The organism is Microbacterium sp. AK031 (genome assembly GCF_024807145.1).
GTDB lineage: Bacteria > Actinomycetota > Actinomycetes > Actinomycetales > Microbacteriaceae > Microbacterium.
The window spans coordinates 153,280-165,238 of sequence record NZ_JANUCA010000008.1; the positions used below are offsets into that span (position 1 = coordinate 153,280).

Here is an 11,959-nt window from a genome sequence, read left to right on the forward strand (position 1 = left end):
GGTTGATCGGGGCCGGTACGCTATGGCCCGATGGCGTGCACGCGACGCGCCGCACCCAGGTGAGGACCCGTCGATGACCATCGTCCGCCCCGACGTCAGCGTCCATGCCCGAGTGCGAGCCGCGTCGTCCGCACTCGGACCGAGCGAGGGGCGCGTCGCCGCCGTCATCATGGAGCGTCCTGACGACGTCGTGGACTGGTCCGCCGCCGAACTGGCTTCGGCGGCGGGCACCTCGACTGCGACGGTGATCCGCGCGTGCCAGAGCCTCGGATTCCGAGGCTTCCAGCATCTGCGCCTCGAGCTCGCGCGCTCCGCGCCGCTCGTGCCGCGAGATCAGAAGGATGCCGCAGGGGGGAGCACCTTCGATGACGCGGTGGATGCTCTGCGCCTCGCGCAGGAGAGCGTGGATCCGGGGCGCATCGAGGCGGCGATCGACGCGTTGCGGAGGGCGCGCCGCGTCGTGCTCGTCGGCAACGGGTTCTCCGGGCCGCCGCTGCAGGATCTCGCGATGCGGCTGAGCGGACTGGGGCGGCCTGTCGAGGCGCCGATCGACGCGCTCGCGCAGCAGTTCGCCGTGCACTCGCTCACCTCCGACGACATGTGCCTGGCGCTGAGCTATTCCGGGGCGAACGTGCAGACGCTGCGCGCGTGCACGGCGGCCTCCGAGCGCGGCGCCACAGTCGCACTCATAACGAGCTACACGCGCTCGCCCCTCGGGCGGGCCGCCGACATCGTCATCGCCACCGGGCCGGTCGGATCGGCCCACGACCTGGACCCGTATCTGGCCCGGCTCGGACACTCGGTCGTGCTGCACGCGCTGCACGGTGCACTCGCGAGGGATGCCGGGCACGCCGACGTCGCGGAGATGCGCCATGTCGTCGCCGACGCGCTGAGCGAGGACTGAGCGCCGATCGCGGCGTCGACGCCCCGATCGTTCTCCTGCCGGTCGTCTTCCGGTCACCTGCCTGTCACTGAGACGGGTCAACCTGCCTGTGTAATCAGATTCCAACCGGAATGAAACACACGTAACAGGCGGGACGAGAATGCGGACGATCGGAATCGACGGGCTGTTCAATGCCCGGGCGACGAGTGAGTCGGCACCGTGGCTCATCCGCACCGGCGCTCCGGAAGCACTCAGCGCCGAGGGTGCCTCGACGCTGCGCGCGTTGGGCGTGAGCGTCATCATCGATCTGCGCGAGCCGAGCGAGATCGGCGCCTCCGAGCACGGCATCCAGGTGCGCTCGGTGGGGATCTACGGGGCCCCGCCGCCGCAGACCGGGCGTCTGGAAGACGTCTACGAGACGCTGCTGCGCGAGCGCGGTGGCGCGCTGGCCACGGCGGTCGGGATCATCGCGGATGCCGAGGGGGCCGCCCTCGTGCACTGCACCGCAGGCAAGGACCGCACCGGACTGGTGGTGGCGCTCGCCCGTCTCGCCGCCGGAGACTCCGCTGAACAGGTCGTGGCGGACTACGTGCTGTCCGAACCCGACGTCCGGCCAGTTCGCGAACTCCACGCCTTGGCGCTCGCCCGCGAACTTCCCGCCACTGAGCGCGATGAGACGCTGCGCCTGCACCTGGCGAGCCCGCGCGAGGCGATCGAGCACGCGCTCGCCGTCATCGACGAGCTCGGCGGAGCCGTGGCCTATCTCACCCGGAACGGGCTGTCGGAAGCGCAGCGCGACAAGCTGCGACGCAAGCGCGAGGCAGCGGCATGAGCCGGGCCAGCGGACGCCTCACCGTGCTGCACGTCAGCGACGTGCACGCCACGCACAGCGGTCTGCTCTACGACGCAGTCGACGGTCTCGAACGACTGCAGTCGGTCGGAGAGTACGCCCGCCGTGCGCGGATCACGCCGGAGGCGGTCGTCGTCACCGGCGACCTCATCCAGCGCGGCAACTCGGCCGCGTACGGTGCGGTGCGCGACGCTCTCGCGGATCTCGAGCAGGTCGTCCAGGCCCCCGTGCTCACCGTCCTCGGCAACCATGACGAACCGGATGCTGCGCGCATGCTTCGCGGACACGAGCAGTCGCATCACCGCACGGTGCTCGTCGCCGGCCTGCGCATCATCCTCCTCGACACGTCATCCGGAGAGCTCGGTCAGGCGCAGCGGGAATGGTTGGCGGGCGAACTGGCAGCGCCGCATCGCGACGGCACGATCATCGCCCTTCACCACCCGCCGCTCGGCTCGCCGCTGCCGACGCTCGCCAAGGCAGGACTGCGCGATGCGGGGGCGTTCCTCGACGTCGTCGAGGGCACGGATGCCCGCGTCATCCTGGCCGGGCACTTCCACCATCCGCTCGCGGCGCACCTGCGCGGGATCCCCGTCACGGTCGGTCCGTCGCTGGCGTACCACCAGGTGATGGACGCGCGCCCCGACCTCATCAGCGGACACGACCGGGCGATGTTCTCGATCGTGCACCTGCTCTCCGAAGGCATGACGGCCACCAGCGTGAGCCTCGAATCGCCCTCGCCCCTCTTCTCATCCGCCGTTCCTGTACCCGCACATCAGAACAGTTAGGAAGCTATGTCCCGCTCACGCCTCGCCACAGCTGTCGCCGCCTTCGGCGTCGCAGCCATCGCCCTCACCGGCTGCGCAGCCGCATCGTCGGAGGCGGGTGAGAGCAACGCCGAGACCGCCGACGCGCTCGAGCCCACCACGATCACCCTCTACACGTCCGAGCCGCAGGAGAAGGCGGACGAACTCGTCGCAGCTTTCAACGAGGTGCACCCGGAGATCACGGTCGAGGTGTTCCGCGCGGGCACCGGCGACCTCACCACTCGCGTCGCGACCGAGAAGGAGACCGGCAAGATCCAGGCCGACGTGTTCCTCGCCGCGGATGCGCCCACCTTCGAGAACTACGCCGCAGACGACCTGCTGCGCGAGTACACACCCGCCGACGTCGATGCACTCGACCCCGCCGTCGTCGACCCGGAGGGCTTCTACGTCGGCACGCGCATCATCCCCACCGTCATCGCGTACAACACCGACATGGTCGAGGAGGCGCCCGAGTCGTGGGCCGACCTGACCGACGCCGAGTACGCCGATCGTCTCGTGATGCCCAACCCCGACGTCTCGGGCGCCGCGGCATACAACGCCGCCGTGTGGTTGGATGAGCCCGAGCTCGGCGAAGAGTGGCTCACGGCACTCGCGGCGAACCGTCCGGTGATCGCCGACAGCAACGGTCCTGTCTCGCAGGCCGTGGCCACCGGCACCCAGCCCGTTGGCATCGTCGTCGACTACCTGGTGCGCGAGCTCGCCGACCAGGGTTCTCCGATCGCCGTCTCGTACCCGAGCGAGGGCGTGCCGTTCGTCTCGCAGCCGGTCGGCATCTTCGCGGATTCGGAGAATGTCGAAGCATCCGAGGCGTTCGTCGACTTCCTGGTCAGCGCCGAGGGGCAGAAGCTCGCCGTCGCGCAGTCGTACCTGCCGGTGCGCTCCGACGTCGGCACTCCGGAGGGCGCCCCCGAGCTCGATGACATCGCCATCCTCGCGCCCGACCTCGAGACCATCCGCTCCACGCAGGCCGGCGCGGTGGAGACCTTCCGGGAGCTGTTCCAGTAGTGAGTACTCTCGTTCAGGCCCCGAGGTCGGCAGCACGCCGGTCTCGGGGCCTCGACGGCGTCGATGCGCTGACCGTCGCCCTGTGGATCGTGTGCGGGGCGGTCGTGCTCGTGCCCATCGGCGCCATCTTCACTCTCACGGCGGGCGGCTCTCAGCTGGGCGTGCTCGTGCAGGGCGACGTCGTTGAGGCCGCGGTCAACAGCCTCGTCTCGGCCACGTCGTCTGCGCTCGCCGCGGTGGCGGTGGGGGCGGCGTTCGCGGTCGTTCTCGAGCGCACCGATCTGCGTCATCGCCGCGTGCTTCGTCTGATCGCGCTTTCGCCACTGCTGATGCCGCCGTTCGTCGGCGCGATCGCGTGGCTCGGGATCGCAGGGCCGTCGAGCCCACTCAACGTCTGGTGGCGCGGAATGTTCGGCGGGCCGCTGTGGTCGATCTACGGTGCGGACGGGGTGATCATGCTTCTCACCGTGCACAGCTATCCGCTCGCCATGCTCATCGTCTCGGCGGCACTGCGGCGCATCCCGTCCGACCTCGAACAGGCCGCGCGCATCTCCGGCGCGGGGCCGGCGCGAGCGCTGTTCTCGGTCACCGTGCCGCTGCTGCGTCCGGCGCTGCTGTCGTCGTTCCTGCTGATCGCCGTGAGCAACCTCGCCGATTTCGGCATCCCCTCGATCATCGGCCTGCCCGAGCGCTACGTGACGCTCGCGACGCTCGTCTACCGGTATCTGCAGTCCGGGATCGTGGAGGAGCCGCTCGCCGTCGTCGCGACCATCGGCGTGGTCCTGCTCGTTCTCGCGGTCGGCGCGCTGCTGCTGAACGCGACGATCGGACGTCGCGGCTGGGAGCTCGACGTCTCGTCCTCTCCCGCCCAACCGCTCCCACTCGGGCGGGCGCGCACACCGTTGGGGATCGCGATGTGGACGATCGTGCTGGCCATCACATTGCTGCCGCTTCTCGCGCTGCTCACGCAGTCGCTGCTGCGCGCTCCCGGCGTGCCGCTGACGTTCGAGAACCTCACGTTCGACAACTTCGCCAAAGCGCTTTCGTCGTCGACGGCGCTGTCCGGCGCAGCCAACTCGGTCATGCTCGCAACACTCGCCGCCGTCGTCTGCGGGGTGCTCGGACTGGGCATCGGCGTGCTCACGACGCGCACGTCTGCACGCGCCGCCAAGGGACTGAACGCCGTTGCTGCCGCAGGCTGTGCCCGGGATCGTGATCGCCGTGGCGTGGCTCATCCTCGCTCCGCGCATCGGACTGTTCAACACGCCCTGGTTGATACTGGCCGCCTACATCACCTCGTTCACCGCGCTGGTGGTGCAGTCGGTCACGGCGCCCCTGTCGAGCACACCGACCAGCGCCGAAGAGGCGGCACGCATCTCCGGGGCAGGGCGCCTTCGCGCGCTGATCGACATCTCATCCCGGATGGCGCTCCCCGCAGCCATCTCCGGCGCGGTCGTCGTCGCGGCCACTGCCGTGCGCGAGCTCACGTTGTCTGTACTGCTGCTCTCACCCGGATCGCAGACGCTCGGCGTCGCGATCTTCAATTTTCAGCAGGCCGGCGCGTTCAGCACCGCCGCGGCGTGGTCGCTCGTCGTGGCCGTGCTCGGCATCGCCGTCATCGGCTTGGCCACCCGCCGCCCCTCATGAACCCGACCTCCGCACGTTCTGAACCTCCGCACATTCTGAAAGCGAGCCGTCATGGCATCCGTGAATCTCGAGTCCGTATCGGTCCGCTACCCATCCGGCGCCGTCGGCCTGGAATCGATCGACATGCACGTCGACGATGGCGAGTTCATCGCGCTGGTGGGGCCATCCGGATCCGGCAAGACCACGCTGCTGCGCACGATCGCCGGGTTCCTCTCGCCCACGAGCGGCCGCGTGGCGATCGGCGACCGCACTGTGGCGGAGGGGAAGACGTTCGTGCCGCCGGAACAACGTGAGCTGGGCATGGTCTTCCAGCAGCACGCGGTCTGGCCGCATTGGAACGTCGGGCGCAACGTCGAGTACCCGCTGCGCCGCGCCGGGGCGCCGAAGACGGAGCGCACGGCACGTGTCGCCTCGGCGCTCGAACTCGTCGGACTCGCAGGCTACGCACGCCGAGACCCCGCGACGCTTTCTGGAGGTCAGCGTCAGCGGGTGGCCCTCGCCAGGGCGCTGGTCGCGCGTCCTCGTGTGCTGCTGCTCGACGAGGCGCTGTCGGCGCTGGACGAGCCCCTGCGGGATCACCTGCGACTGGAGCTGCACGCCCTGACCCGCGAGCTCGGCCTCACCGTGGTGCACGTCACGCATGATCGTTCCGAGGCGCTCGGGCTCGCGGATCGGGTCGCCGTGCTCGATGAGGGGAGGATCCGCCAGGTCGGCACACCGGACGAGCTGGTGACGCGCCCCGCGAGCGGGTTCGTCGCCCGATTCCTCTCGGATGCCACGCTCGTCCCCGGTGTCGTGGACGCCGAAGAGTTCCGCGCCGACGGACACCCGCTCCGGCTCTCGCGCGACGCCGACATGCCCGCACCTGGTCGAGCCCACGCATCGTTGCTGCCATCGGCGATCGATGTCACGCCCGATCATGATGGCGATGCGGTCGTGCGCTCGTCGCTGTTCACACCCGAGGGAAGCGACCTCATGGTCGATTGGTGCGGCGTCGCCGTACGTGCGCGCACGCATGGCATCCGCCCTCGGGTCGGAGATCGGATGCGGGTCGCCGTGGGGCGGGCGCTGGTGTATCCCGACGCGGAGCCGGGCGCGCAGGCGCCGGGTGATCGCGTCGGCTCGGCGGGGAAGCCGTCTGCCGACGATTCCACGGATGCCGTGGCGTCCGCCCGCTCGACCTCCTTCGCCCGCGCGTGACGGTCGCTCTCGTCCGGCACGGGCGCACCGCGTGGAACCTGGCCCGGCGCATGCAGGGGCGTGCCGACATCCCGCTGGACGCGCATGGCCGAGCTCAGGCGGAGAGTGCCGCGGAGCTGTTGTCCCGTGCCGAGTGGGCTCGCATCGTCTCATCGCCCCTGGACCGCGCGGCCGAGACTGCGTCGCTGATCAGACGGAAGCTCGCTCATGCGGAAGTCATGATGGACGAGCGCCTGATCGAACGCGATTACGGGGCTGCGGAGGGGATGGCGGTGAGCGAGGCGCGCGAGCGCTGGCCGGATTCCGACTATCCGGATGCTGAGCCGCTACACGAGACGACCGAGCGGGCGCGGCGGGTGCTGACGCACATCGAGCAGTTGGAGGGCGACAGCATCGTCGTCGCGCATGGCACTCTGCTGCGTGTGGGCGTCGAAGCGCTCACCGCCGGCACGTGCCCGCGGATCCTTAATGGCCAGGTGGTGCTGCTGGAGCGGGATGGCGCCGAACGGTTCGTTGCGAGGTTCCTGAGCTGAGCCGTGACGCGAGCGCGTCAATTGCACTCAACCCTGCGTCGCCGGCGAACCCAGCGAGATCGAAAGCTCGCGTGCGGCCTGCGCGACGTAGGCGCCGAGCCGGTCCACCTGCCCCCCGATACGCGATTTCGGCGCGCTCACATTGATGGCCGCGACGATGTGCCCGGTGAAATCCGTGATCGGAGCGGAGGCCCCGACCACTCCGAGCTCGAGCTCCTCATCGAGTGTGGCGTAACCGCGTTCACGGATTCTCTGCAGCTCGGTGAGAAGCGAATCGAGGTCGCGCACGATCGCCTTGTTCTCCGGTGGGGTCTCCAGCACCGCGAATCCCGCTGCCGCCATCGCCGGGTTCAACGGCCCGACCAGGGGCTGGTCCCTGCCGTGCTCCTGGTACCAGCGGGTGAGCGACGCGCGATCCCAGTCGCTGATGAGCACGCGGCCGGAAGGCGTACGCCACGCGGCCGTCGTCACGCCCTCCCACCCAGTCGTTCGGAACTCATGCGGACTGAGCTCGCTCAGCACCGTCAGCACGTTCCCACCGCGGAGTACGCACAGGTGAGTGGTCTCGCGCGTCGACTGCGCGATGTTGCGCAGGTGGGGGCGGGCGCGAGAGACCAGCGTCGCCTCGGTGGTGCGCGCGGCGATCGCGAACAGGCGGCTTCCCAGCCGGTAGTTCATGGTCGTGTCATCGCGGACCACGAGCTCGGCATCGGCGAGCGTCGCCATCGTCCGAGAGATCACCGCCTTGTCTCGGCCGGTGAGCTGTGCGATCCGCATCACGCCCAGACCGCCTTCTGCGACGGCCTCATCGCTGCCGAGCAACTCGACGATCTCGATGTCCCGACCCAACCCTGAGGAGTTGCGACGCGCGGCGCTCTGCGTGGAGGTCATCTCCACAGCGTAGGTGGCCGTTGCCATATGGTCAACATGCGTTGTGGGAATGTCATCTGTTCCCTAACCTGATGTCATCGTCACTCGGACGATCCCCTCACCGTTGAGAAAGGAGCGACAGTCCGTGTCAGGATTCGATCTCGACAACGTCACGAAGTTCCTCGAACGCCGCTGGGAGGACATCCTCCAGCTGGCGGCCGAGCACCTGCTCGTCGTTGTGATCTCGCTCGCCATCGCGCTTGTCATCGGGGTGGTTCTCGGGCTGCTCGTCTGGGACCGCGCGACGCCGCGGGCGATCGCGATCACCTCGGCATCCGTCGCGATCACGATCCCGTCGCTCGCGTTGCTCGCGCTGCTCAGCCCGATCCTCGGCCTCGGATGGGGGCCGACGATCGTCGCCCTCGTCTTCTACTCGCTGCTGCCGATCATTCGCAACACGGTGGTCGGCCTCCGCGAGATCCCCGCTCACATCCTCGAGTCGGCGACGGCCATGGGAATGAGCAGGTCCAGGGTGCTGCTCACCACCCAGCTGCCGCTCGCCTGGCCCGTGATCCTCACCGGCACTCGCGTCGCCGCACAGCTCTCGCTCGGCATCGCCGCGATCGCAGCGTACGTCGCCGGCCCCGGACTCGGCCAGTACATCTTCAAAGGACTCTCGTCGCTCGGTTCGAAGAACGCGTTGAACTACGCCCTCGCCGGCACCGTCGGAGTCATCGTCCTCGCGCTCCTCGTCGATGGAGCGTTCGTTCTCATCTCCCGATACACAACCTCGAGGGGTCTTCGTGCCTGATCTCACCACCGACACACAGAAGGTGTCCACCGACACCGGTTTCCTCTCCGCGATCGCGCAGAAGCAGCGCGGAGTCGGCATCGAGCTCCGCGGCGTCAGCAAGGTCTACCCGGGACAGGAAGCGCCGGCCGTCGAAGACTTCTCGATGCAGATCGCCCCGGGCGAACTCGTGATGTTCGTAGGGCCCAGCGGATGCGGCAAGACGACGACGATGAAGATGATCAACCGCATCATCGAGCCGACGGGCGGCTCCATCCGCATCGACGGCACTGACATCCTGTCGATGAACCCCAACCAGCTCCGCCGCCACATCGGCTACGTCATTCAGCAGATCGGACTGTTCCCGCACCTGACGATCGCCGAGAACATCGGCGTCGTCCCCCGCCTGCTCGGCTGGTCGAAGGCGAAGACGGCCGAGCGCGTCGATGAGCTGCTGCAGACTGTGCAGCTCGACCCTGGGCAGTTCGCGAAGCGGTATCCGAAGCAGCTCTCCGGCGGCCAGCAGCAGCGAGCGGGCGTCGCCCGTGCGCTCGCCGCCGATCCGCCGGTCATGCTCATGGACGAACCGTTCGGCGCCACTGACCCGATCACACGCGAGAAGCTGCAGGCGGAGTTCCTGCGCCTTCAGGCCGACATCGGCAAGACGATCATCTTCGTCACCCACGATTTCGACGAGGCGATCAAGCTCGGGGACCGGATCGCCGTGCTCAGCGACCGCTCGCACATCGAGCAGTTCGACACCCCGGCGCACATCCTCGCGAATCCGGCGAACGAATACGTGGCATCATTCATCGGCCATGGCGCCGCGCTGAAGCGACTCGCACTCATCCCGGTCTCAGAGGCGCGGCTGCGGCCGGCAGCCGACGGGGCTCCGCAGCTCGATCTCGACGTCTCGCTGCGCGACGCACTCGATCTGCTCATGGTCACCGGTGCGCCGGTCGTGAACGTGGTCGATGCCGACGGTCGAGTGCGCGGATCCATCGACAACGCCGGGATCTCCGCGGTGCTCACGGACGCACCGGATGCCGCCGCCATCGAGGGGACGCGCTGAGATGACTGTCGTCTCCGCGACTCAGATGACTCCGGTCGTCGCCCGCAGTGGTCGGTTCGGCTCGGTCGCGCGCATATCAGCCGCACCGCTCGTCGTCGGCGCCGTCCTGGTGCTCACGCTCGTGTGGGTCGCGACGATTCCGCTGGATTCGATCGAGCAGCGCACGCTGAATCCCGATTACATCCTGTCCCGCGTGGGCGAGCACCTGCTTCTCACCGCGGCCGCCTCCGCGCTCGTCGCGGTCCTCGCGATCCCCGCCGGTATCGGCGTCTACCGCAGTCGCTCCAAGATCGTGCACGCCATCGCCTTGGGACTCGCGAACATCGGCCAGGCGACGCCGGCGGTCGGCGTCGTGATCCTGCTGGCGATCGTGTGGCAGACGGGATTCGCCACCGCGCTGGTCGCACTCGTGGCGTACTCGTTCCTCCCTGTGCTGCGCAACACGCTCGTCGGCCTCGAGCAGGTGGATGCCGGAGTCAAGGAGGCTGCGCGCGGTATGGGGATGACGTCGGGGCAGGTGCTGCGCCGTATCGAGCTTCCGCTCGCATCTCCGGTGATCCTCGCCGGGCTCCGCACCGCCCTCGTCTTCTGCGTGGGCGTCGCGACCATCGCCACCTTCATCAACGCCGGCGGCCTTGGCGACATGATCGTCAACGGACTGAAGCTGCAGCGGTTCCCCGTGCTGCTCGTCGGCGCCGTACTGGTCGCCGCAATCGCCGTCCTCATCGACTGGATCGCCGGTCTCGTTGAAGAAGCAGTCCGCCCTCGCGGACTGTGACCGTTCTTCCCTCCACACGCATCTGCACGTCACACATCAAGGAGCAATCATGAACAAACACCTCATCACCGGAGTCACCGCGCTCGCCGCGGGTGCGCTCCTTCTCACGGGATGCTCGGGATCTACCAGCACCGCCAGCGCAGGCGACGAGCTCGAAGGACTGACCGGACAGGTCGGCTCGAAGGACTTCTCAGAGCAGTACATCCTCGCGTACATCACCACTGAGCTGCTCAACGCCCATGGCGCCGATCTCGAAGCGAACGTGAAGCTGGTGGGCTCTGCCAACGTGCGCCAGGCACTGGAGAACGGTGACTTCATCGGCTACTGGGAGTACACCGGCACCTCGTGGATCACCTACAACGGCAACACCACGCCGGTGAAGGGCGCCGAGGCCCAGTTCGACGCCGTCAAGGAGGCGGATGCCGAGAAGGACATCGCCTGGCTGGACCCCGCGCCCCTCAACAACACGTACGCGTTCGCCGTCCGCGCCGACAAGGCAGAGGAGCTGGGCGTGAAGACCATGAGTGACGTCGCCGCGCTTCCTGCCGAGGAACAGACGTTCTGCATCGAGAGCGAGTTCTCCACGAGAGACGATGGCTGGCCGGGGCTCAAGACGGCCTACGGGATCGACATCCCGGACTCGAACGTCACGATGCTCGACACCGGCGTCATCTACACGGCCACGCAGAAGGGCGACGACTGCAACTTCGGCGAGGTCTTCCAGACCGACGGCCGCATCCCCGCTCTCGATCTGGTCGTGATGGAGGATGACGAAGAGTTCTTCCCCTCTTACCAGGGCGGCTTCACGATCCGTCAGGAGGTCCTCGACGACTACCCGGAGATCGCCGACATCATCGCCGAGATCGCTCCGCTGCTGACCACCGAGGAGATGCAGAAGCTCAACGCGCTGGTCGACGTCGAGGGTGAAGACCCCGAAGACGTGGCGATCGACTGGCTCGAAGAGCAGGAGCTGATCTGATGACGGACGCACTTCAGCTCGGCGAGAGCTTCATCGGCGAAGGGGTGAACGCCGCGCACATCAACAGCGTGTACGGCTCTCGTTCCGGACCCGCCGGCACCGCCTGGGCCACGGCTCTCGCGACACCGAGTCAGGGGCACGTACCGTTCGTCGCGGTGCTGCGCCCCTCCCTTCCGGTCAAGCCGCTGACGCTGTTCGTCACCAAGGCCGCACCGGCGAACGACGAGCACGGCAACCACATCTGGGGCCCGGCGCAGGCCGGTGTCGCGGCGGGTGTCGCTGATGCGGTGGCGGAGGGCACGCTACCGGCGGATGCCGTCGACGACAGCGTCGTGATCACGGCGGTCTGGGTGAACCCCGGAGCAGATGACGCGGATGCCGTGTACCGCAACAACCGCGAAGCCACCCGCACGGCACTGCACAACGGCTCGCAGGGCCTGCCGCGCACTGAAGAGGTCCTCGACGCACGGTCGGCACCTCACAACCCCTTCTACACGGCCCCGGCCGACTGAGTTACTGGAGATCTGA

13 protein-coding genes and 1 pseudogene are annotated in these 11,959 nt (G+C 68.3%); 13 read left to right on the forward strand and 1 reads right to left on the reverse strand.

Going from position 1 to position 11,959, the window contains the following annotated elements; genetic code table 11:
* The first annotated feature begins 73 nt into the window (after window positions 1-73).
* The 8 genes and pseudogenes from HDC95_RS14770 (at window position 74) to HDC95_RS14805 (ending at window position 6,942) form a co-directional block, all read left to right on the forward strand.
* Window positions 74-904, forward strand: a complete 831-nt coding sequence (locus HDC95_RS14770) for a MurR/RpiR family transcriptional regulator (RefSeq protein WP_259064380.1) — start codon at window positions 74-76, stop codon at window positions 902-904.
* 139 nt (window positions 905-1,043) lie between these two features.
* Complete coding sequence (locus HDC95_RS14775) at window positions 1,044-1,715, forward strand: tyrosine-protein phosphatase (protein WP_259064381.1); 672 nt, start codon at window positions 1,044-1,046, stop codon at window positions 1,713-1,715.
* Entirely contained in the window at window positions 1,712-2,518 is an 807-nt protein-coding gene (locus HDC95_RS14780; RefSeq protein WP_259064382.1) for a metallophosphoesterase, read from the forward strand. Before HDC95_RS14775 ends, HDC95_RS14780 begins: the two co-directional genes overlap by 4 nt.
* A gap of 6 nt (window positions 2,519-2,524) precedes the next feature.
* On the forward strand, window positions 2,525-3,562 hold the full coding sequence (locus HDC95_RS14785; RefSeq protein ID WP_259064383.1) for an ABC transporter substrate-binding protein: 1,038 nt from the start codon (window positions 2,525-2,527) through the stop codon (window positions 3,560-3,562).
* 329 nt (window positions 3,563-3,891) lie between these two features.
* Window positions 3,892-4,320 (forward strand): annotated as a pseudogene (locus tag HDC95_RS14790) (ABC transporter permease); the annotation flags it as partial.
* 463 nt (window positions 4,321-4,783) lie between these two features.
* Window positions 4,784-5,209: an ABC transporter permease subunit gene (locus HDC95_RS14795; RefSeq protein ID WP_259064433.1), complete on the forward strand. Its 426-nt coding sequence runs from the start codon at window positions 4,784-4,786 to the stop codon at window positions 5,207-5,209.
* 51 nt (window positions 5,210-5,260) lie between these two features.
* Window positions 5,261-6,409, forward strand: coding sequence for an ABC transporter ATP-binding protein (locus HDC95_RS14800; protein ID WP_259064384.1), 1,149 nt, complete (start codon window positions 5,261-5,263; stop codon window positions 6,407-6,409).
* The gene (locus HDC95_RS14805) at window positions 6,406-6,942 is read left to right on the forward strand and encodes a histidine phosphatase family protein (protein WP_259064385.1); all 537 of its coding nucleotides are present in this window, start codon (window positions 6,406-6,408) and stop codon (window positions 6,940-6,942) included. The genes HDC95_RS14800 and HDC95_RS14805 overlap by 4 nt, the downstream gene beginning before the upstream one ends.
* 27 nt (window positions 6,943-6,969) lie before the next feature.
* Here HDC95_RS14805 and HDC95_RS14810 read toward each other — a convergent pair whose 3' ends face one another.
* Window positions 6,970-7,833 carry an IclR family transcriptional regulator gene (locus HDC95_RS14810; RefSeq protein WP_259064387.1) on the reverse strand — a complete coding sequence of 288 codons (864 nt, stop codon included), beginning with the start codon at window positions 7,831-7,833 and terminating at the stop codon, window positions 6,970-6,972.
* A gap of 124 nt (window positions 7,834-7,957) precedes the next feature.
* On the opposite strand from HDC95_RS14810, the gene HDC95_RS14815 reads away from it, so the two are divergent.
* From HDC95_RS14815 to fae, 5 genes are read left to right on the forward strand one after another with little or no spacing between them, the layout of a single operon-like run.
* Window positions 7,958-8,623, forward strand: coding sequence for an ABC transporter permease (locus HDC95_RS14815; protein ID WP_259064388.1), 666 nt, complete (start codon window positions 7,958-7,960; stop codon window positions 8,621-8,623).
* A gap of 22 nt (window positions 8,624-8,645) precedes the next feature.
* A complete protein-coding gene (locus HDC95_RS14820) occupies window positions 8,646-9,674 on the forward strand; it encodes an ABC transporter ATP-binding protein (protein ID WP_396652717.1) in 1,029 nt (342 codons plus the stop codon).
* A 1-nt stretch (window position 9,675) separates the two neighbouring features.
* Window positions 9,676-10,452, forward strand: coding sequence for an ABC transporter permease (locus HDC95_RS14825; RefSeq protein ID WP_259064389.1), 777 nt, complete (start codon window positions 9,676-9,678; stop codon window positions 10,450-10,452).
* A gap of 49 nt (window positions 10,453-10,501) precedes the next feature.
* The gene (locus tag HDC95_RS14830; RefSeq protein WP_259064390.1) at window positions 10,502-11,431 is read left to right on the forward strand and encodes a glycine betaine ABC transporter substrate-binding protein; all 930 of its coding nucleotides are present in this window, start codon (window positions 10,502-10,504) and stop codon (window positions 11,429-11,431) included.
* On the forward strand, window positions 11,431-11,943 hold the full coding sequence (fae, locus tag HDC95_RS14835) for a formaldehyde-activating enzyme (protein WP_259064391.1): 513 nt from the start codon (window positions 11,431-11,433) through the stop codon (window positions 11,941-11,943). Before HDC95_RS14830 ends, fae begins: the two co-directional genes overlap by 1 nt.
* Window positions 11,944-11,959 lie beyond the last annotated feature (16 nt).